21 protein-coding genes are annotated in these 20,623 nt (G+C 71.0%); 13 read left to right on the top strand and 8 right to left on the bottom strand.

Features of this window, described 5'->3' with window-relative positions:
• Nucleotides 1-39 precede the first annotated feature (39 nt).
• A complete protein-coding gene (locus VHW64_RS11915) occupies nucleotides 40-1,212 on the bottom strand; it encodes a hypothetical protein (protein ID WP_329650775.1) in 1,173 nt (390 codons plus the stop codon).
• 182 nt (nucleotides 1,213-1,394) lie between these two features.
• A complete protein-coding gene (locus VHW64_RS11910; protein WP_329650774.1) occupies nucleotides 1,395-2,090 on the bottom strand; it encodes a hypothetical protein in 696 nt (231 codons plus the stop codon).
• A 49-nt stretch (nucleotides 2,091-2,139) separates the two neighbouring features.
• Between VHW64_RS11910 and VHW64_RS11905 the strand changes: the two genes are divergently transcribed.
• Nucleotides 2,140-3,246: a DNA recombination protein RmuC gene (locus VHW64_RS11905; RefSeq protein WP_329650773.1), complete on the top strand. Its 1,107-nt coding sequence runs from the start codon at nucleotides 2,140-2,142 to the stop codon at nucleotides 3,244-3,246.
• Entirely contained in the window at nucleotides 3,243-3,656 is a 414-nt protein-coding gene (locus VHW64_RS11900) for a DUF6542 domain-containing protein (protein ID WP_329650772.1), read from the top strand. Before VHW64_RS11905 ends, VHW64_RS11900 begins: the two co-directional genes overlap by 4 nt.
• A 7-nt stretch (nucleotides 3,657-3,663) precedes the next feature.
• Here the strand turns inward: VHW64_RS11900 and VHW64_RS11895 are convergent, their stop codons facing one another.
• Nucleotides 3,664-4,287 carry an L-threonylcarbamoyladenylate synthase gene (locus VHW64_RS11895; RefSeq protein WP_329650771.1) on the bottom strand — a complete coding sequence of 208 codons (624 nt, stop codon included), beginning with the start codon at nucleotides 4,285-4,287 and terminating at the stop codon, nucleotides 3,664-3,666.
• A 99-nt stretch (nucleotides 4,288-4,386) separates the two neighbouring features.
• On the opposite strand from VHW64_RS11895, the gene VHW64_RS11890 reads away from it, so the two are divergent.
• Entirely contained in the window at nucleotides 4,387-4,896 is a 510-nt protein-coding gene (locus tag VHW64_RS11890; RefSeq protein ID WP_329650770.1) for a GtrA family protein, read from the top strand.
• Here the strand turns inward: VHW64_RS11890 and VHW64_RS11885 are convergent.
• Entirely contained in the window at nucleotides 4,841-5,815 is a 975-nt protein-coding gene (locus VHW64_RS11885; protein WP_329650769.1) for a 4-hydroxy-3-methylbut-2-enyl diphosphate reductase, read from the bottom strand. The genes VHW64_RS11890 and VHW64_RS11885 overlap by 56 nt on opposite strands.
• Before the next feature lie 76 nt (nucleotides 5,816-5,891).
• On the opposite strand from VHW64_RS11885, the gene xseA reads away from it, so the two are divergent.
• Together xseA and VHW64_RS11875 are read left to right on the top strand one after the other, a co-directional pair.
• Nucleotides 5,892-7,139: an exodeoxyribonuclease VII large subunit gene (xseA, locus tag VHW64_RS11880; protein ID WP_329650768.1), complete on the top strand. Its 1,248-nt coding sequence runs from the start codon at nucleotides 5,892-5,894 to the stop codon at nucleotides 7,137-7,139.
• On the top strand, nucleotides 7,132-7,350 hold the full coding sequence (locus VHW64_RS11875; RefSeq protein ID WP_329650767.1) for an exodeoxyribonuclease VII small subunit: 219 nt from the start codon (nucleotides 7,132-7,134) through the stop codon (nucleotides 7,348-7,350). The genes xseA and VHW64_RS11875 overlap by 8 nt, the downstream gene beginning before the upstream one ends.
• A 24-nt stretch (nucleotides 7,351-7,374) precedes the next feature.
• Here VHW64_RS11875 and VHW64_RS11870 read toward each other — a convergent pair whose 3' ends face one another.
• Nucleotides 7,375-7,938: a DUF4245 family protein gene (locus VHW64_RS11870; RefSeq protein ID WP_329650766.1), complete on the bottom strand. Its 564-nt coding sequence runs from the start codon at nucleotides 7,936-7,938 to the stop codon at nucleotides 7,375-7,377.
• A 36-nt stretch (nucleotides 7,939-7,974) separates the two neighbouring features.
• On the opposite strand from VHW64_RS11870, the gene VHW64_RS11865 reads away from it, so the two are divergent.
• A complete protein-coding gene (locus tag VHW64_RS11865) occupies nucleotides 7,975-9,210 on the top strand; it encodes an SLC13 family permease (protein ID WP_329650765.1) in 1,236 nt (411 codons plus the stop codon).
• Between the two features lie 28 nt (nucleotides 9,211-9,238).
• Nucleotides 9,239-10,243, top strand: coding sequence for a class II fructose-bisphosphatase (glpX, locus tag VHW64_RS11860; RefSeq protein ID WP_329650764.1), 1,005 nt, complete (start codon nucleotides 9,239-9,241; stop codon nucleotides 10,241-10,243).
• 8 nt (nucleotides 10,244-10,251) lie between these two features.
• Here glpX and VHW64_RS11855 read toward each other — a convergent pair whose 3' ends face one another.
• Entirely contained in the window at nucleotides 10,252-11,070 is an 819-nt protein-coding gene (locus VHW64_RS11855; protein WP_329650763.1) for an alpha/beta hydrolase, read from the bottom strand.
• Between the two features lie 99 nt (nucleotides 11,071-11,169).
• Here VHW64_RS11855 and VHW64_RS11850 point away from each other — a divergent pair, with 99 nt between their 5' ends.
• The 5 genes from VHW64_RS11850 (at nucleotide 11,170) to VHW64_RS11830 (ending at nucleotide 16,741) form a co-directional block, all read left to right on the top strand.
• On the top strand, nucleotides 11,170-12,132 hold the full coding sequence (locus VHW64_RS11850) for an alpha/beta hydrolase (protein ID WP_329650762.1): 963 nt from the start codon (nucleotides 11,170-11,172) through the stop codon (nucleotides 12,130-12,132).
• A gap of 186 nt (nucleotides 12,133-12,318) precedes the next feature.
• Entirely contained in the window at nucleotides 12,319-13,632 is a 1,314-nt protein-coding gene (locus tag VHW64_RS11845) for an extracellular solute-binding protein (RefSeq protein ID WP_329650761.1), read from the top strand.
• The gene (locus tag VHW64_RS11840) at nucleotides 13,629-14,591 is read left to right on the top strand and encodes a sugar ABC transporter permease (protein ID WP_329650760.1); all 963 of its coding nucleotides are present in this window, start codon (nucleotides 13,629-13,631) and stop codon (nucleotides 14,589-14,591) included. The genes VHW64_RS11845 and VHW64_RS11840 overlap by 4 nt, the downstream gene beginning before the upstream one ends.
• A 13-nt stretch (nucleotides 14,592-14,604) precedes the next feature.
• Nucleotides 14,605-15,453, top strand: coding sequence for a carbohydrate ABC transporter permease (locus tag VHW64_RS11835; protein WP_329650759.1), 849 nt, complete (start codon nucleotides 14,605-14,607; stop codon nucleotides 15,451-15,453).
• Nucleotides 15,454-15,481: 28 nt separating this feature from the next.
• Entirely contained in the window at nucleotides 15,482-16,741 is a 1,260-nt protein-coding gene (locus VHW64_RS11830) for a sn-glycerol-3-phosphate ABC transporter ATP-binding protein UgpC (protein ID WP_329650758.1), read from the top strand.
• On the opposite strand, the gene VHW64_RS11825 is transcribed toward VHW64_RS11830, so the two are convergent.
• Nucleotides 16,728-17,411 (bottom strand): DUF1707 SHOCT-like domain-containing protein, encoded by a 684-nt coding sequence (locus VHW64_RS11825; protein ID WP_329650757.1) that lies wholly within the window; start codon nucleotides 17,409-17,411, stop codon nucleotides 16,728-16,730. The two genes, VHW64_RS11830 and VHW64_RS11825, sit on opposite strands and share 14 nt — an antisense overlap.
• 9 nt (nucleotides 17,412-17,420) lie before the next feature.
• Complete coding sequence (locus VHW64_RS11820) at nucleotides 17,421-18,464, bottom strand: SAM-dependent methyltransferase (protein ID WP_329650756.1); 1,044 nt, start codon at nucleotides 18,462-18,464, stop codon at nucleotides 17,421-17,423.
• Nucleotides 18,465-18,549: 85 nt separating this feature from the next.
• Here VHW64_RS11820 and VHW64_RS11815 point away from each other — a divergent pair, with 85 nt between their 5' ends.
• A complete protein-coding gene (locus VHW64_RS11815) occupies nucleotides 18,550-20,601 on the top strand; it encodes a phosphocholine-specific phospholipase C (protein ID WP_329650755.1) in 2,052 nt (683 codons plus the stop codon).
• The last annotated feature ends 22 nt before the right edge of the window (nucleotides 20,602-20,623 follow it).

The following is a 20,623-nucleotide window of genomic DNA, read 5'->3' as shown; positions in this document are numbered from 1 at the left end:
CGCGCGATGGCGCGGGATGGGCACACCACCGCTACGGCGCTACGGCGCGACCGCCGCCAGCCGCCCTTGTCCGGCTACGTCGTCGAACGCGCCGCCGAGCAGGGCGACGCCGTGCGAGACCCGGATGTCGAGGATCCCCGGGAAGGTCGTCCCGGACGACGTCTCGACCCGGTCGGACACAGCGCCCGTGGCGGAGTCGACGATGGCGAACATCTTGTGCGCCAGGTCGGAGACCTCGGTGAAGTGCCCACCGATGAGCACGGTGTCACCGACCAGCGCAACGGCGTCGACGTCGCCGTCGGTCTTGTCGGCCCACGCGGTCCTCCCGGTGGACCAGCGGTAGGCGCGGATGCGCCCGCCGGGCCCGTCGATGCCGGCGTAGACCAGCTTGCGGCTGGCGACGAGGTCGCGGACCGGGCAGTCGCGCAGGCACACGGCCGGCGGCGTCCACTTCATCAGGCGTCCGCGCAGGCTGACCGCACCGAGGTTGACCTTCGGCTTGTTGAGCAGCTGGTGGAAGTGACCTCCGACGAGCACCGCCTTGTGACCCGGAGCGGCAGCCAGGGAGAACACCGGGCCGTTGGCACCGCGGGGCGACGCCGGCCAGCCCTCGGCCAGATGGCCTGAAGGGTTCACCGAGAACAGGCGAGCCTGGTGGACCTTGCCGACATAGCGGAAGTCGCCGCCGACGTAGAGCCGGTTGCGCAGGTGCAGGAGCGAGTAGACGGGCCCGTCGAGCCGCAGCCCCTTGACCGGCAGCAGCTTGCCGGTGGACAGCCGGAGGACCGCGAGATGGTGGCGGCTCTTGCCGTTGACCTTGGTGAAGTCGCCACCGATGTAGAGCGCCCGGTGGAACACCGCGATCGCGTCCACCTCACCGTTGGCGTGCGGGTGGAAGGCCTTGATCGGCGCGCCCGTCTTGCTGCTGAGAGCCGCGATCCGGACCCGGCGCTGGCTCTTGGTGAGACTGGAGTTCCAGACGTTCTTGAAGTCGCCGCCGATGTAGAAGCTCTTGCCGTGGGTGGCAACCACGTTGACCGTACCGTCGGGCCGCCACATGCGGGACTGGAGCGCCGAGAGCTTGCCGGACGACTTGCCGGTGCTGCCTCCCTGCGCTGCGCCGGCCCCGCTGACGGGCAGGCCGATCATCGCGATCGCCAGCAGACCAACCAGGCCTGCCGGCATCCCCCGGCGAATCTTGAACGTAGCCATCTGCTCTCCCATGCACAGGCGGCGATCCGGTCACCCGTGCCTGCGTGTGACACGGGGTCAGGGCGATCGCACAAGCCTCACTCGGTAGGCCGCACCCCCCGGCCGTACGCGCATATGGTAGACGGTCAACGCCGCAGATGGCTCGCCCAAAAGGATGACGTCTTTCGGCGGGGCGAGGGGGGTCAGCAGGACATCGAGAACGTCACGTGGTCGACCCAGGTGTCCGTGTGGCTGCCGGAGCCGTCGTGGTAGGTGAGGACGACGCCGTCCATGGTCGAGTCGCCTGGCGTCGGGTCGACCTGGATGCGCAGGAACACGTTGTACCAGCCGGCAGTCGGGTCCAGCGTCACGCCGGCGGCGCTCATCCGCTGGCTCCACTGCACACTGCTGCTCGAGGTGAAGATCTTGGGCGGCGGCCAGCCGGGAAGCGTCCCGGTGCCCGGCGTCTGCGGCGCGGGCGCCAGCCAGGCGCCGGCCACGACGACGCCGTCGGAGTGGTCGGTCGAGACCGCGTCGACGACGACCGGGGCGGTCGCCTTGACCAGGACCGGGTAGTAGAGGAACTCCGCCGGGTCGTCGCCCGGGTGGAGCTGGAGGCACTCGCGGTTGTGCTTGCCGTCGGACCTCGGGCTGAACCTCAGCACGGAGGCGGCCGGCGCGGTCGAGGTGGGCGAGGTCGGGGAGGTGGGAGTCGTCGACGCGGACGAGCCGTCGGAGGGCGTGTCGGCCGACGTCGGCGCGTGGTGATGACGGTGCGGCGGCTCCGCGGATCCCCCGCCGCCCCCGGAGCCGAAGCACCCCGAGAGCAGCGTGCAGGTGGTCACGACGCCGAGCGCGGTGGCCCACCGACGACTGCGGCCGGGTCTCCTGGGACTCATGGGGTTCACGCTATCCAGAGTTGTCGGTGGTCTCTGGGAGGGTCACGCCATGTTCACCATGTCGCTCCTGGCCGTCCTGCTCACCGGGCTCGCGCTGGGCGTTGCGCTGGGCGGCCTCGGCGGCGTCCTCTGGAGCCGATCGCGACCGGCGTACGCCGACACGCTCGGGCGAGGCATGGTCGACCAGGCCGAGGTGATGCAGGGTCTGGACCGGCTCAGCGACCAGCTGCACGACTTCGAGCACGCGCGGGCCACGTGGCAGGGCCAGCTCCACCAGCAGGTCCTCGACATGCGGATGACCACCGACACGCTGCGCCGCGAGACGCAGAGCCTGTCCACGGCGCTGCGACGACCCCAGGTGCGCGGACGCTGGGGTGAGCTCCACCTGCGCCGGGCGGTCGAGGTCGCCGGCCTCGTCGACCGATGCGACTTCTCCGAGCAGGTGCATCTCCGCGACGACGCGGCGGTGCTGCGGCCCGACCTGGTCGTCCGACTCGCCGGTGGGCGAGCGGTGGTCGTCGACGCGAAGGTGCCGCTCGACGCGTTCCTCGACGCGACCACGACCGACGACCTTGACGAGCGGGAGGCGCAGCTGGCCCGACACGCGCGCCAGCTGCGCGGCCACATCGACATGCTGGGCTCGCGGCGGTACTGGCGCGCGCTGCCGGAGTCACCGGAGTTCGTGGTCCTGTTCCTGCCCGCCGAGTCGTTCCTCGCCGCCGCGCTCGACGCCGACGGGTCGCTCATCGAGTACGCCGCCGACCGCGGGGTCGTCCTGGCCAGCCCGACCACGCTGATCGCCCTGCTGCGCACCGTCGCCCACGGGTGGCGCCACGAGGCGCTGGCCGACCAGGCCCGGGAGATCCACCGCGTCGGCCGCGACCTGCACGAGCGGATCGGCACCATGAGCGGCCATCTGGCCAAGCTGGGCCGGTCCCTCGACGCCGCGGTCACGTCGTACAACCAGACGGTCGGCTCGTGGGAGTCCCGCGTGCTGGTCGCGGCCCGACGATTCGAGGAGCTCGACGCCACCGACGAGCGGCTCCCCGAGGCACCGCTCGTCGAGACCGCCGCGCGCGCCGTCGGATCGGTGCACCCGCTGCCACGGCGCGCCGCGGGCGGCGACGAGCCGCGCGAGCATACGGTGAGCCCGTGACGACGCGAGCCGCGCGTGAGCCCGTGCGTCCCGTATGGGACGGCGTCAGCCGTGGGAGCGAGGTGGTCGCTCTCGCCGCTGCCCTGACGCTGACGGCCGCCACGGTGGAGATCACGCTCGGCGGTCACCTTCGGCTCTTCTTCGACGTGTGCTTCGTGCTGGTCTGCGTCGCGGCCGCGATGCTCGTGCGTCCCCGCGACTTCTTCACCGTGGGCGTGCTGCCACCGCTGCTCATGCTCGGCACGATGCTGCTGGTCGCGCTCAACGGTCCGGGGATCGTCGCGGGTCGCCACGACGGCCTGGTGCAGGCCGTGGTCACCGGGCTGGCCCGACACAGCCTCGCGCTCTTCCTGGGGTACGCCGCCTGCCTGGCGACGTTGGTGCTGCGCAAGCGCGCCGACCGCTACTGACCGGGCGCTACTCCTCGAACCTGCCCGGGTCGCCGGCTCCTCGACGTACCACCTCGGGGAAGCCCTCCGACCAGTCGACGACCGTCGTCGGCTCGGCGATCGTCTCGCCGGCCTCGACCACGACGTCGACGGCGTGGTCGAGCTCCTCCTTGATCTCCCAGCCCTGGGCGCGGGGCTCGGACTCGCCGGGGAGGATCAGCGAGCTGGACAGCATCGGCTCCCCGAGCTCGGTGAGCAGCGCCTGGCACACGGCATGGTCGGGGATCCTGACCCCGACGGTGCGCTTCTTGGGGTGGAGCAGGCGACGCGGCACCTCGACCGTGGCCGGCAGGATGAACGTGTAGGGGCCGGGGGTCGCCGCCCGGATGGCCCGGAAGGCGCTGTTGGAGATCTGCACGAACTGGCCGAGCTGCGCGAAGTCCGAGCACATCAGGGTGAAGTGGTGCCGGTCGTCGAGCTCGCGGATCGCGAGAATGCGGTCGCGGCCGTCGCGGTTGCCCATCCGCGCGCCGAGCGCGTAGCCGGAGTCGGTGGGGTAGGCGATCAGGCCGTCGGCACGCACGGCGTCGGCGACCTGCGCGATCACGCGCGGCTGCGGGTTGTCCGGATGGACGTCGAGGTACCTCGCCACGTGCTCATCCTAGGGTCGAGGGGATGGACGGCCTCGACTCCCAGCCCCTGCACAGCATCAGCGCAGCCGGCGCGCAGGAGTCCGCCGTACACGTGGGACATGACCGCCGCCGTGGCCCGACTCCCCCGCACGTTCGTCCGCTTCGCCCTGGTCGGCGTCGCCAACACCGCCCTCGACGTCGCGCTCTTCGCGATGCTCTGCCCGGCGCTCGGGATCTTGGTCGCCAACGTGGTGTCGACGTCGTTCGGCATGGCGTTCAGCTTCGCGATGAACGGACGCCACACCTTCGGCGCCACCCACGCCACACGGGCGCAGGCGATGCGCTTCCTGGCGACGAACGTCGTCACCATGTGGCTGGCGCAGCCGCTCGCGATCAGCGCCGCGCACGCGGTGCCGGGGGTGTCGTTGGCAGTCGCGAAGCTGGCCGGGCTCGGCCTGAGCATGGTTGCGAACTTCCTGCTCTACCGGTACGTCGTGTGGTCGCGGCCGGCGGGCGCCCCTGGCGCGGCCCGAGAGCGGCCGCCCTTCCGAGACGGGGTCGCCGACGTGCGGGTCAGCGACCCGCCGCGCGGAGGTCTCGTCGCAGCTCGGGAGGCAACGCGAAGATGAGCGACTCCTCGGCGCTGTGCACGGCCTGGGCGTCGGGGTAGCCCCGGTCGGCGAGGTAGCCCAGGACGCCGTCGACCAGCGCCTCGGGGACGCTGGCCCCCGAGGTGACGCTGACCCGGTCGACCCCGGCGAGCCAGGCGTCGTCGATCTCGCCGGCGTCGTCGACGCGGTGCGCCGCCTTCGCGCCGGCCTCGAGGGCGACCTCGGCCAGGCGAACGGAGTTGGAGGAGTTGGCCGAGCCCACGACGATCACGAGGTCGGCGTCGTGCGCGATCTCCTTGACGGCCAGCTGACGGTTCTGCGTGGCGTAGCAGATGTCGTCGCTGGGCGGGTCGAGCAGCTCGGGGAACCGGCGGCGGATGGCCTCGACCGTCTCGAGCGTCTCGTCGACCGACAGGGTGGTCTGGGAGAGCCAGGCGACCTTGGCCGGGTCGCGGACGACGATGCCCGGCACGTCGTCGGGGCCCTGGACGAGCTGGATGTGGTCGGGCGCCTCCCCGGAGGTGCCCTCCACCTCCTCGTGTCCGGCGTGCCCGATCAGGAGGATGTCGTAGTCGTCGCCGGCGAACCGCTTGGCCTCGTGATGGACCTTGGTGACCAGCGGGCAGGTGGCGTCGATCGTCTTCAGCCCCCGGGTCCTGGCCTCGTCGTGGACGGTCGGCGAGACGCCGTGGGCGGAGAACACGACGGTCGCACCCTCGGGCACCTCGCCGAGCTCCTCGACGAACACCGCGCCGCGCGACTCGAGGTCCGAGACGACGTGCTTGTTGTGCACGATCTGCTTGCGCACGTAGACCGGCGCGCCGTAGAGGTCGAGCGCCTTCTCGACGGTGATCACCGCGCGGTCGACGCCGGCGCAGTAGCCGCGGGGGGCAGCCAGCCGGACGGCCCTGCTCGGCATGCCGAGTTCCACACTCATGCGCCCGAGTCTACGGAGCGGGGTGGCGATCCCCGAGCCGGCGTGCAGAGTCGGCGGCCTGCCCTAGCGTGTGCGCATGGCCCTGGAGACCTCCCCGTCGGCGCCCGCTGCGGTGCGCCAGATCGCCCTGGCGATCTCGCAGTGGGTGGGTCGGCTCGGCGCGATCTGGGTGGAGGGGCAGATCACCCAGGTCAGCAGGCGCCCGGGCGTCGGGACGGTGTTCATGACGATGCGCGACTCGGCCGCCGACATCTCGGTCCCGGTGACCTGCGCGCGCACGCTCTTCGACAGCCTCAACCCGCCCCTGGTCGAGGGGGCAAGCGTCGTGATCCACGCCAAGCCCGACTACTACCCCAACCGTGGCTCCCTCTCCCTGGTCGCCCGCGAGATCCGGATGGTCGGCCTCGGTGAGCTCCTGGCCCGGCTGGAGCGCCGCCGCCAGCTGCTCGCCGCCGAGGGCCTCTTCGCGCCCGACCTCAAGCGGCGACTGCCGTTCCTGCCCCGGTGCGTCGGCCTGGTGACCGCGCCCGGCTCGGCCGCGGAGCGCGATGTCGTCGACAACGCGCGCCGCCGCTGGCCCGGGGTCGCCTTCGAGACGGCGTACGCCGCGATGCAGGGCAGCCGGGCCGCCAGCGAGGTGATCGACGCCGTGGAGCGCCTCGACCGCGACCCCCGGGTCGACGTGATCGTGGTGGCCCGGGGCGGTGGCTCCGTCGAGGACCTGCTGCCGTTCAGCGACGAGGGGCTGGTGCGTGCCGTCGCCGGTTGCCGGACGCCCGTGGTGTCGGCGATCGGCCACGAGCCCGACACCCCCCTCCTCGACCTGGTGGCCGACCTTCGAGCCTCGACCCCCACCGACGCGGCCAAGCACCTGGTGCCAGACATGGCCGAGGAGCTCGCCGGCGTGACCTGGGCGCGCGACCGCGTGCGGACCCTGCTGCGCCAGCTCGTCGAGCGTGAGTCGCGAGCCCTGGCCGACCTGCGCGCCCGGCCCGCGCTGGCCGACCCGCGCAGCCTGCTCGGCGCGCGCTCGGTCGAGGTCGAGGACCTGCGCGACCGGGGCCGGCGCTGCCTGACCCACCAGCTCGCCCGTGCGGGAGACGACATCGCCCACCAGCGAGCGCGGGCACAGGCACTCTCGCCGCTGGCCACCCTCGAGCGGGGGTACGCCGTCGTCCAGGCAGCTGACGGGGCCGTGGTCAGGTCGGTCGAGGGGGTGGCCGCCGGCGCGCCGCTGCGCATCCGCGTGGCTGACGGCAGGATTGCCGCCACCACCACCAAGGTCGAGGCCGCTGCGATCGACGTCGAGGAGAGTCATGGCTGATCCGGAGTCCCCGGACGAGGACGAGCGACCGGGCTACGAAGAGGCGCGGGCCGAGCTGATCGAGGTCGTCCGCGCCCTCGAGGCGGGAGGCACGACGCTCGAGGAGAGCCTGGCCCTGTGGGAGCGCGGCGAACGGCTGGCGGCGATCTGCCAGGAGTGGCTGGAGGGCGCTCGCCGTCGCCTCGACGCCGCCATCGGCGAGGAGGCCTGAGCACGCGCTGACGGCCCGGTCGGGTCAGCCTGCGACGCGCGAGCTCGTCAGCGACGCCGCGAGCTGCTCCAGCCGGGCCTGCGAGACCGTGCCGAAGACCAGCAGCGACTCCTGGGCGGCGCCGCTGCCGACCCGCGCGACCAGAGCGGTGTCCCCTCCGGTGTCGGTCCAGGTGTCCCACCGGCTCGCCACCGAACCAGCAACCGTGACCGGGGGACCACTGCGGGCATCGGAGTCGACGTAGGTCCCGATCAGCTCCGAGACGGGCTCCGGCGAGTCGACGAACCCGACGTACTGCCCGTCACCGCTGAGCATCGACAGCTCGAGCTCCGACGGCGAGCCGGGCGAGACGGTCACCCGCGTGGCGTACCACCCGGCCGGCAGGCGTGCCGGATAGACCACCTGCGAGCCGGCCTGCTGCGCGTCGTGCACCTGGGCGAGGTAGTCGACATGGGCCGGCCTCTCGTCGAGGTTGGTCCGGTTGAGGGCCCGGAACGCGACGTAGCCGCCGATCACCAGCAAGGTGACCAGGAGCGCGCCGGCCATGCCGGACGCCGAGCGCTGGTAGCGACCCGGCTGCGCACTCACGACGCCCATCCTCACAGCCCGGCCTAGAGTTCGCGGGTGCCGCCCCTGTCTGACGCCGTGGTCGTGCTGGCGCTGGTCGGGCTGCTCGTCGTGGCGTTCGGTCACCCGCGGGGGCGGGTCGAGGCGGCCGCCGCGGCCGTCTGTGCCGCGGCCGCCGTCGCCACCGGCCTGGTGACCTGGCGCCAGGCGGGAACCGCGGTGCGACATCTCGCCCCGGTGGTGGCCTTCCTGGTGACGATCCTGGTCGTCTCCGAGGTGTGCTCGCGGGCCGGCCTGTTCGAGGCGGCTGCGCAACGCGTGGGTCGGTGGGGCCACCGCTCCGCCGCCGCCCTGTTCACCGGCGGCTTCGTCCTCGCCGCGGTCGTGACGGCGACCTTGAGCCTGGACGCGACGGTCGTCCTGCTCACCCCGGTCGTGCTCACCGCGGCCGCGCGCCGCGACGTCCCGGACGAGCCGGGCACCTATGCCTGCCTGCGGATGGCGAACTCCGCCTCGCTGCTGCTGCCGGTGTCCAACCTGACCAACCTCCTGGCCCTGCCGCACCTCGACCTGACCTTCACCGGCTTCGCGATCCGGATGGCGCCGGTGCTGCTGGTGGTCCTCGTCGTGGAGTACGTCGGGCTGCGGCTGCTGTTCCGCGACCGGCTCCGGGCCGTGCCGGCCGATGACGACGAGGAGGTCCGTGCGGTCCCGCTCTTCCCGGTGGTCGTCGTGGTCGCGATGCTCGTCGGCTTCGCCGTGGTCTCGCCGTTCGGCGGGCAGCCCTGGTGGGTCTCGCTGGTCGCCGCGGCCGCACTGGCCGCCTGGTCGGTACGCCGCGGCCTCGCCCGGCCCGCTCACCTGGTCGACGCGGCCCACCCGGGATTCGCGATCTGGGTGCTGGGGCTCGGCGTGGTCGTCGTGGGGCTGGCGCAGGGCTTCCTCGGCGACGCCGTCCGGCATCTCGTGCCGGGCACGACCGGTCTGCTGGCGCTGCTGGGCGTGGCGGTCCTCGCGACGGTGCTCGCCGTCCTCCTCACCAACCTGTCGGCGACGTTGCTGCTGGTGCCGTTCGTCGCGCCGCTGGGCACCACCGCCGTGCTCGCGGCGCTGCTGGGGCTCAACATCGGGTCGGGGATCACCTGGACCGGCTCGCTGGCCAACCTGCTGTGGCGCCGCACGCTGAGCAGGCACGACATCCACCCCGGCAACGCGGCGTTCCACCGGGTCTCGCTGACGCTGACGCCGGTCAGCCTGGTGGCGTCGGTGCTCGTGCTCTGGCTGGTCACCTGAGCCGCTCTCGACGGATAGGGTCCGGGGTATGACGCAGAGCCCGGGGCGCGCTCCGATCACCCCCGACCGCAACCTGGCCCTCGAGCTGGTCCGGGTCACCGAGGCTGCCGCGCTGGCGGCGGCGCGCTGGGTGGGACGCGGCGACAAGGACGGAGCCGACGGCGTCGCCGTCGACGCCATGCGGAAGATGATCGCCACCGTGCAGATGCGGGGCGTGGTGGTGATCGGCGAGGGCGAGAAGGACAACGCGCCCATGCTCTACAACGGCGAGGAGGTCGGCGACGGCACCGGTCCGGAGTGCGACGTCGCGGTCGACCCCATCGACGGCACCACCTTGACCGCCAAGGGCATGAACAACGCGGTCTCCGTGCTCGCCGTGGCCCCACGAGGCTCGATGTACGACCCATCCGCGGTCTTCTACATGGAGAAGCTGGTCACCGGTCCCGACGCGGCCGACGTCGTCGACATCCGGGCTCCCGTGGCCGAGAACATCCACGCCGTCGCGAAGGCCAAGGGATCACGTGCCGACGACGTGACCGTCGTGATGCTGGACCGGACCCGCCACGAGAAGCTCGCCGACGAGGTGCGCGCGACCGGTGCCCGGATCAAGTTCATCGTCGACGGCGACGTCGCAGGCGCGATCATGGCGGCCCGCCCCAACACCGGCATCGACCTCCTGCTCGGCATCGGAGGCACCCCGGAGGGGATCATCGCCGCCTGCGCGATGAAGTGCGTCGGAGGGGTGATCCAGGGCCGGCTCTGGCCGAAGGACGACGCCGAGCGCGAGCGTGCGGTGGCCGCCGGCCACGACCTCGACCCCGACCACGTGCTGACCACCAACGACCTGGTCACCAGCGACGACTGCTTCTTCGTCGCCAGCGGGATCACCGACGGCGAGCTGATGCACGGCGTCCACTTCCGGCCCCACGGCGCGACGTCGGAGTCGCTGGTGATGCGGTCGCGCAGCGGCACCGTGCGGCTGGTCACCAGCGAGCACCAGTTCGAGAAGCTCCAGGAGCTCCAGGACCTGTGAGCCGTGCCTCAGGCCACGCCCAGCTCGGGCCTCGGGTCGTCGACGGCCCCCACGACCGCCCGGATCGCCGCGGGCGCGACGACCATGCCCAGGTGCGACGAGCGCACCTCCACGGCCGTGGCCAGGGGGTCGAGGCAGGCACGCCAGTCGACGATCCCGTCGCGCCGCGAGTAGACCGCGGTGAAGGAGATGTCGGGCGACAGCGGAAGCCGGCTCTCCTCGAAGCTGGCGCGGGCGCACTCTCCGGCGACGCAGTCCAGGGTCATCAGTCCCGGCACTCCGGCCCGGCTCAGCCGCACCAGGGCCTCCAGGCTGCGTGAGAGCGCGGCGTGGTGGGCGCCCGGCGCGAGCATCGGGCTGCCCAGGGTGACGATGCCGTCCACCAGGTCCGGGCGGCGTACGGCGAGACCTCGGGCCAGCAGGCCGCCGAGGCTGTGCCCGACGACGGTGACGCGCCGGCCGCGCCGAGCCACGATCGACGCGACCCGAGCCTCGAGGAGGGTCGAGGCCCGCACCGTGCAGCCGACGTTCGCGTGGATGCCGGAGCGGTAGCTGCGGTGACCCTGCTCGCGCAACGCCCCGGCCAGCAGCGCCAGGCTCGCGTCACCGGCCATGAAGCCCGGCACGAGCACCACCGGCCTCGCGTCGGCCCGGCCGGTGGAGCTCGCGCCAGGTCGCCCCGGACCACGACCCGGCCGGCGCCCCAGACGCGACCACGCCAGGTGCCCCGCCTCGGTCAGCACCCGGGCCTCGCGCAGCACGGCTCTGCGTCCCGGGACTGCGAAGCCGTCCGGGAGCAGGAAGTCGGCGACGGGGAACGTGGCCATAGGAGCCGACGGTAGGGCCTCGCGGACCCGATGTCCGGCAACTGCCGCGAACCTCCCCCAAGGTCGGTATCCGCCGCCGATGGGTGTTTCATGGTCGTCATGGCCGGTCCCGCCTTCGCGACGCCTGAGACGCCCCCTCCCTCAGCCGGGCAGACGTCCTCGGAGCCCGAGGTCGCCGTCTCCCCCGAGCTCTTCGCGCCGGTCTCGACGGGTGTCGAGCTGTGCTACCGCACCTACGGCGACCCCACGGGCGAGCCGATGCTGCTGCTGATGGGGCTGGCGAGTCCGTTGAACTGGTGGGACCCCGAGCTGTGCTCGATGCTCGCTCGCCGGGGGTACTTCGTGGTCATCCTCGACAACCGCGATGTCGGCCGGTCGAGCAAGGTCGCCGGCCGCGTCACCCGGGGCACCCTGGTGCGGGCGTTCGCCGGGCTCCCGGTGCGCGCGCCGTACGCCCTGAGCGACATGGCTCGTGACGCGTTCGCCCTGCTCGACCACCTCTCGATCGACCGCGCCCATGTCGTCGGGGTCTCGATGGGTGGCATGATCGCCCAGACCATGGCCGTCGAGGAGCCGGCGCGGGTCCGGTCCCTGACCAGCATCATGTCGACGACCGGCCGCCGGTCCGTCGGCTGGCAGAGTCCCCGGCTCTTCCCGGCCCTGCTCAGACCGATCCGACCCGGGCGCGAGGGATACGCCGACAGCAGCGTCGCGATGACCCGGATGATCGGCTCCCCCGGCTACCCCCATCCCGAGCAGCGCGTCCGCGAGGTCGCCGACGAGACCTACGACCGCGGGATCTCCGCCAGCGGCACGATGCGCCAGATGCTCGCGATCCTGACGCAGCCCAACCGCACGCCCCGGCTGCGCGAGCTGCGGATGCCGACGCTGGTGATCCACGGCCTGGCCGACCGGATGGTGCACATCTCGGGGGGCCGGGCCACCGCCGCGGCGATCCCCGGCGCCGAGCTGGTCCTCGTGGGCGGCATGGGCCACGACCTTCCCCCCGAGCTGTTCGCGGCCTTCGTGGACGCCATCGACCGGACCGCCCGGCGCGCCTGATCGCGCCCTCCCGGCGTCAAGCAGTCGCACCGGGGAACGGGATTCCGCACCCGCTCTGATCTGCGGTCATCCTCGAGATGCCGCCGGTGTGAAGGGCACAAGCGCCGGATTCCGTCAAGGCTTGCGTCCATGCGGGAAAGGGACTAGACGAGACCTAAGTCACTCTCTCGGAGGGAGCTCACCGACATGTTCCGCTCACGGCCCAGACGGCCGTCCTGGACTCGAGCCGCCGGGGCACTCACCGCCCTTGCTACGGCGGGGGCTCTCCTCGCCGGGTGCGGAGGCAGCTCCAACGGCCGAGCGCAGCTCACCTGGTACATCAACCCCGACGGTGGCGGCTCGGATCCCACCAAGGGGGGCCAGGCGCAGCTCGCCGCCGAGTGCTCGACCGGCCAGTACAAGATCGACATCCAGCTGCTGCCCAACAGCGCCAGCGACCAACGAACCGGGTTGCTCCGCCGCCTCGCGGCCGGCGACTCGAGCATGGACCTGATGAGCATCGACCCGGTCTACGTGCCGGAGTTCGCCGAGGCCGGCTACCTCGCGCCGGTGCCCTCGTCGATGCAGGCAGACTTCGAGGCCGACCGCGTGCAGTCGGCCCTCGACGCCGCCAAGTGGCAGGGCAAGCTCGTCGCGGTCCCCTTCTGGGCCAACACCCAGCTCCTGTGGTACCGCAAGAGCATCGCCGCCAAGGCGGGGCTGAACATGAAGAACCCGGTGACGTGGGACCAGCTGATCTCGGCCGCGCAGCAGACGAAGACCACGATCGGCGTGCAGGCGATGCTCTACGAGGGCTACACCGTGTGGATCAACGCCCTGGTGCGTGGCGCCGGCGGCCAGATCGTCGACAACCCGGGCGCGACGTACGACAGCCTCAAGCTGGGGCTGAACTCCCAGGCCGGCGAGGACGCCGCGAGCATCATCTCCAAGGTCTCGAGCACCGGCGTCGGCGGCCCGGCGATGGGCAGCTCGGACGAGACCGCGTCGCTCAACCTGTTCCAGGGCCCGACCGGTGGGTTCCTGGTCAACTGGCCCTACACCTACGCGGCGCTGAAGTCCGCGGGGGTCTCGTGGCTGAACGACGTGGGCGCGACGCTCTACCCCCGCACGGTCGCCAGTGACCCGTCGGCACCGCCCTTCGGCGGGATCGACCTCGCGGTGGGCTCCAAGAGCGCCCACGTCCAGGACGCCTACGAGGCCGCCAAGTGCATCACCAGCCCGGCGCACCAGGCGGCGTACATGGTCGCCACCGGCAACCCGGCGAGCGACAAGTCGGCCTTCACCGATCCCTCTGTCGAGAAGGCGTTCCCCAACGGGATCGCGGCGCTGATCGGCCAGAGCCTGGAGAACGCCGCACCGCGACCGCAGTCGCAGTACTACGGCGACATCTCGACCGGGCTGCAACAGCAGTTCAGCCCGCCCTCCTCGGTGAGCTCGCAGACACCCGACAAGGCGCAGAACTTCATCACCCAGGTTCTGGACGGAAAGGCGCTGCTATGACGATCGCGGCCGACCGCGCCCCGAAGACCGACAAGCCCGTCACCAGGAAGAGGACCATCACCGACCGCGCCCGGGGCGAGCGGTCGCTGGGCTGGCGACTCGCGGGTCCGGCGTTCGTCGTCATGCTGTTCGTGACGCTGTACCCGATCCTCTACGCGATCTACCTGTCGCTGTTCAACTACCGCCTGACCGACCCCAGCGGCCGCAAGTTCGTGTTCCTCCAGAACTACGGCGTCGCGCTCACCGACTCGCTGTTCTGGCAGTGCTTCGTCACGACGTTCATCATCGTGATCGTCACGCTGGCGGTGGAGCTGGTGCTCGGCATGGCGATCGCCCTGGTGATGAACAGGATCGTGATGCCGCGGCGCACGCTGCGCACGGTGGTGCTGATCCCGTACTCCATCATCACCGTGGTCTCGGCGTTCTCCTGGCTGTACGCCGCTCGGGTGGACACCGGGTTCTTCAACCACTGGCTGCACTTCTTGACCTTCGGCGGCTTCAACCTCGACTACAACTGGTTCGGCGGTCGTTGGTCGTCGCTGACGATCATCTGCCTGTCGGAGATCTGGAAGACCACGCCGTTCATGTCGCTGCTGCTGCTGGCCGGGCTCGCGCAGATCGACTCCTCGATGGAGGAGGCGGCGCAGGTCGACGGCGCGACGTGGTGGCAGCGCTTCTACAAGGTCGTGATTCCGAACATGAAGGCCGCGCTCATGGTGGCGGTGCTGTTCCGGACCCTGGATGCGATCCGCATCTACGACAACCCGTACGTCATGACCGCAGGAGCCAACAAGACGTTGACGTTATCAATGCTGGTCGCGAACGAGACGATCAACCGCGTCGAGATCGGGATGGGCTCGGCCCTGGCCGTGATCCTGTTCGTGATCGTCCTGATCGTCGCCTTCATCTTCGTGCGCGGGTTCAAGGTCGACCTGACCACCACCGGAGGGAGGAACTGACGTGGACTCCACCATGAGCACCAAGTCGAAGTGGTGGCTGAGCGGCGCGTCCATCCCGATCATGGTGTGGACCCTGGTCCCGATCGTGTGGATCTTCGCGACGTCGCTCAAGAGCGACGCGGCCCTGGGCGACCAGAGCAAGAACACGTTCGGCAACTTCTGGCCCAAGAGCCCGACGTGGGCCAACTACAAGCTGATCTTCAACGGCGGCGCGAAGGACCTCTTCCTGCCGGCGCTGTGGCACTCCATCGTGATCTGCCTGAGCGCCACGATCATCAGCGTCGTGCTGGCGACGTTCTGTGCCTACGCCATCTCGCGGCTCGACTTCCCGGGCAAGAAGCTGATCTTGACCACGGCGTTGGCGGTGTCGTTCTTCCCGGTCATCGCGATGGTGACGCCGCTGTTCAACCTGTGGCGGCAGATCGGGCTGTTCGACACGATCCCGGGCCTGATCATCCCCTACCTCGCCCTCACCCTCCCGCTGTCGATCTGGATCCTCTCCGCGTTCTTCCAGCAGATCCCCTGGGAGATGGAGCAGGCAGCCCAGGTCGACGGGGCCACGAGCTGGCAGGCGTTCCGCAAGGTGGTGGCTCCCCTGGCCGCACCCGGGGTGTTCACCACGGCCATCATCGCCTTCTTCACCGCGTGGAACGACTTCGTCTTCTCGCTGAACCTGACGTCGTCCAACGCCCGAACCGTCCCGGCAGCGCTGGCGTTCTTCACCGGTGCCAGCCAGTTCACCCAGCCGACGGGCGCCATCTGCGCGGCCGCCGTCGTCGTCACGATCCCGGTCGTGATCCTGGTGCTGCTCTTCCAGCGCCGCATCGTCTCCGGCCTCACCTCCGGCGCCGTCAAGGGCTGACCGGCTCGTCGATCTCAGGGAGCAAGCAATGTCCACCATCGAAATGAAGAACATCGTCAAGAAGTACGGCGACGGCTTCCCGGCCGTGAACGACGTCACCATCGACGTGGCCGACGGGGAGTTCCTGATCCTCGTCGGGCCCTCGGGCTGCGGGAAGTCCACCCTGCTGCGGATGATCGTGGGCCTGGAGGACATCACCTCCGGCGACATGATGATCGGCGGCAAGCGGGTCAACGACCTCGCACCACGCGACCGGAACCTCGCGATGGTCTTCCAGAACTACGCGCTCCACCCCCACCTGACCGTCTACGAGAACATCGCGTTCCCGCTGCGGCTGGCGGGGGCGAGCAACGACGAGGTCGACCGCAAGGTCCGCGAGGCGTCCAAGACCCTGGAGCTCGACGAGCACCTCGAGCGCAAGCCGGCCAACCTGTCCGGAGGCCAGCGGCAGCGGGTCGCCATGGGCCGGGCCATCGTGCGAGACGCCGAGGCGTTCTTGTTCGACGAGCCGTTGTCCAACCTGGACGCGAAGCTCCGCGGCCAGATGCGCACCGAGATCGCACGGCTCCAGAAGCGGCTGGGCATCACGACCGTCTACGTCACCCACGACCAGACCGAGGCGATGACCCTCGGTGACCGGGTCGCCGTCCTCAAGCGTGGGGTGCTCCAGCAGCTGGCAACGCCGCGCGAGCTCTACACCAACCCCGGCAACCTGTTCGTCGCCGGCTTCATCGGCAGCCCGCCGATGAACTTCCTGCCCGCCACCGTCGAGGGGAACCAGGTCAAGCTGCCCTTCGGGACGGTCACCATCCCAGAGGACCGGGCCAGGAAGGCGCAGGGCAAGGGGCTGCTGATCGCCGGCATCCGGCCCGAGCACTTCGAGGACGCCTCCGTGGTCGAGACCAAGCGCGAGGGCTCGACGTTCAGGGCCCCGGTCGATGTCGTGGAGTGGCTGGGCAACGAGGCGTACGCCTACATCCCCTTCGAGGCCCCCGCCGAGGTGCAGGCACAGCTCGCCGAGCTCGAGCGCGACCTCGACGGCGAGTCGCTGCGGACCCAGCTGATCGTCTCGCTGGACGGCGCGAGCCGGATCAAGGAGGGCGACGAGGCCGAGATCTGGGTCGACGCGGCCAAGATGCACCTCTTCGACCCGACCAGCGGCGAGAACCTCACCGTCGACCTGTCGGCGGCCGGCGAGATCCCGTCGCGGACCGAGACCGCCCAGGTCGCCGAGGCACAGGACTCGATCGCCACTCCGGGCGAGCAGGAGGCGGCTACCGACTCCTGAGGTGTCGCCAGCCGCGACCCTCACCCGGCGCGGGGCGGCGTGAGACGCTCACGCCGCCCATCACGGCGAACCCCCGGACCCGGACGACCGGGCTGTCCGCGTCGAGCTCCGCGGGTGTCGAGTCCGAGGGACCGGAGTAGCCACCCATGATCCCGGTGCCCTCCAGGACGACGTGGGTGTGCGGGTTGACCTTGATGTCCGCGCCGCCCATCACGGCGTTGATGGTGATGACGACCTCAGGTGCCGCGAACTGCGCCCGACGCAGGTCGAGGTCGGCACCGCCCATGAAGCAGGTGATGGTGAGGCGTGCCGGCACCGTCCACACGCCCTTGCGCTCGAGGCCGCCCATGATCGAGAGGTGGCGCTCCTCGGTCGGCCCGCCGGACACCACCGAGGACCCCGACCACCCCGACGACGAGGCAGGCGACGGCGACGCCGGCACGCGGGGCTGGACCGGGAGGTTCGCGCCCTGGACCGGCAGGTCGAGCGTGATCGGGACCAGGTCGGCGTAGGTGCGGGCGGCGTAGGTCGCCTCGAGCCGCTCGTCGAGCTCGTCGAGGTCGATCCGGCCGGCACCGGCGGCCTCACGGAGCACCTCGGCGACCTGGTGCCGGTCGGCATCGGAGATGCGCAGCCGGGCTGGGTCCCAGATCTCCCTGCCGTCGGCCATGACGGGAGCCTAATCTGCCTTGCACGCCACGACGATGTCGCGCTGGATCGCCTGGTCGACCCGGTGCTCGAAGCCGCGGTACGACGGGGTGTCGCGGACGTCCAGCCCTACCTCGACCAGCAGCGCGAGCGCATCCGCCCGCGGGCAGGTCCGGAGGTTGACCGCGATGCCGATCGCGCCTCCCGGGCGCAGGAGCCGTACCCAGCCCGGCAGCGCCTCGCCGAGCAGCTCCAGGGGCCGGCGCCGCAGCCCGTCGCCCGACCGGCTGCCGTGCTGCACGCCGTACGGCGCGTCGGTGACCACGGCGTCGAAGCTGCCCGCGCGGAAGACCTCGGCAGCCTCGCGGGTGTCGGCGAGGATGCCGGTCACGGTGACGGTGTCCTGGGCGGCCCAGGCCTCCTTGCTCGTGGCCAGCTCGACGTCCAGCCGACGGCCCAAGGTGCGCCCCTCGCGTCGCAGCCTGGCCGTGGCGGCCGTGTGCTTGAGGCGCTTGTCCTTCAGCCACCTCGGCAGGAACGCCGCGTAGGCGTCGAAGTCGGTGCCGTCGAGGTCGATGCCGGCCGCGTGCCAGCCGTACATCAGGACCTGGTTGAGCGTCGTCCCCCGGCCGCACAGGGGGTCGAGCACGCGCAGCCGGTCGACGAGCATGCGGTGCGCGGAGCCGCACGCCGAGACGGTCACGTTCACCAGCAGCTTGGTGAAGACCTCGTTGGTCTTGCCCGGGTACTTCAGGATCGTCAGCAGGTCGTCGTCGAGGCAGTCGAGCCGGTCCAGCCCCACCGGGCGCAGCAGCCAGCCGTCGTCGGCCGGCCGGCGTTCGAAGAGCGCCAGCAGCGTGGAGACGTTCGACAGCTGCGCGATCCCGGCCCGGTCCAGGTCCGCCTCGAACACGACGTACTCGACACCACCGAGCTGCTCGACCTGCGCCGCACCCAGGCGACCGGCCAGGACGGTCTCGGCGAGGACCCCCAGCTCCGCCACCGTCAGCGCCGCCGCCGACCGCGCGTACACGCGGTTCGCCGAGGGCGACACGAGCAGGGCATAGGCGGTCATGGTGTCCAAACCTAGGGCTGGTTTGTGATGATCATGACCCCGGCTTCCCCGGATTCGCCGGCGACAACGCATCGAAGGAGCCCCCATGCCCGAGGTCGACCGCCGCAGGTTCCTCCAGATCGCCGGCGGAGGCGCCGCGATGTCCGTGCTGACGCCGTCCATCGCCCGGGCCGCGTCGATCCCGGCAGCACGCCGTACCGGCTCCCTGGCGGATGTCGAGCACGTCGTCGTGCTCCTGCAGGAGAACCGCTCGTTCGACCACTACTTCGGCACGATGAGCGGTGTCCGGGGGTACGGCGACCCCCATCCGGCCGTCAACCGCAACGGACGCAGCGTCTTCCACCAACCGTCGGGCAAGAAGCTCCGCGACGAGGTGCTGCCGTTCCGGCCGGACCTGAAGGACCTCGGACTGGCCTTCATCCAGGACATCGACCATGGCTGGGAGAGCCAGCACGACGCCTTCGCCAAGGGCAACCACGACCGCTGGGTGCCGGCCAAGCAGACCCCCGTGACGATGGCCCACCTGCGCCGCCAGGACATCCCGTTCCACTATGCACTGGCGGACGCCTTCACTGTCTGCGACGCCTACCACTGCAGCATGCTCGGGCCGACCGACCCCAACCGCGAGTACCTCTGGTCGGGCTGGGTGGGCAACAACGGCAAGGGCGGTGGCCCGATGATCGAGAACGTCTCGGGGCCGTTCGGCTGGACCACCTACCCCCAGCGCCTCCAGAAGGCGGGCGTGGACTGGAAGGTCTACCAGGACCAGGGCACCGGGCTCGACGCGGCAAACTTCTGGGGCTTCACCGGCGACCCCTTCATCGGCAACTACGGCGACAACGCGCTGCTGTTCTTCAAGGCCTACCAGAGCGCGGTGTCCGGGGACCCGCTCTACGAGCGAGCCCGAACCGGCACCGACCTGGACGACCACCCGAACACGTCGTTCTTCGACCAGCTCGAGAGCGACGTCACGGGCGGCACCCTCCCCCAGGTCTCGTGGGTCGTCGCGCCGGAGGCCTTCACCGAGCACCCGAACTGGCCCGCCAACTACGGCGCCTGGTACGTCTCGAAGGTCCTGGACGCGCTCACCAGCGACCCTGAGGTCTGGGCCAAGACCGTGTTGTTCTTGACCTACGACGAGAACGACGGCTTCTTCGACCACCAGGTCCCGCCGTACCCCAGTGTCGGTGCGCTGAACGGCGACTCGACGGTGTCGCTCGCCCATGAGCACTACACCGGCAAGCTCGGCTCCGCGGGCCCCTACGGCCTCGGGATCCGGGTGCCGATGACCGTGATCTCGCCGTGGAGCACCGGTGGCTGGGTGTGCTCGGAGACGTTCGACCACACCTCGGTCATCCGGTTCATGGAGCAGCTCTTCGGGGTGCACGAGCCGAACATCACGCCGTGGCGGCGGGCCGTCTGCGGCGACCTCACCTCGGCGTTCGACTTCTCCGCGACCCAGACGGCGGTGCCGTCCCTGCCCGTCACCACGGCCTACCAGCCGCCGCCCGACGCGACCCGCGAGCCCGACGCAACGGGCGTGCACCCGCCGGCCAAGCAGCATCTGCCGAAGCAGGAGGCAGGCTCCAGACCGGCCCGGGCTCTCGGCTATCGCCTCCAGGTCGACCTGGTGGTGAAGAAGGACGAGCTGAGGTTCACCCTCGACAACCTCGGCTCTCTCGGGGCCCACCTCCAGGCGCGGTCCAACGACGTCGCGGGCGCGCCGTACAGCTACACGCTCGGCGCCGGCCACTCGCTCAGGCCGGTCCTGAAGACGCGGGGCAGGTTCGACGTCAGCTTCCACGGACCCAACGGCTTCTTCAGGAGGTTCGCCGGGAGTACCCGGGAGCCGCTGCTCGAGGTGCACGGCCGCCGCCACGACGGCAAGCTCGTGCTCCGGCTGCACAACCGCTCCGAGCACCGCCTCGAGGTCAAGGTCGCCGACGCGTATGCCGGCGCCCGCACCGTGCGCGTCCGCGCCGGCGCCGTTCGCGAGGTGCGGATCGGCCTCACCGCCAGCCGCGGGTGGTACGACGTCCTGGTCACCGTCCCCCAGCACCCGCACCTCGTGCGCGCCCTGGCCGGCAGGTTCGAGGACGGCCGGCCCGGCGTCACCGACCCCCAGCTCAGCCGTTGAGTTGGCCCTCCGGGCTCGTTGA

Origin of the sequence: Nocardioides sp. (assembly GCF_036267815.1) — a bacterium.
Classification (GTDB): Bacteria; Actinomycetota; Actinomycetes; order Propionibacteriales; family Nocardioidaceae; genus Nocardioides.
The sequence above is the reverse complement of the archived record's forward strand: the minus strand, read 5'-3'. Positions and strand labels throughout refer to the sequence as shown.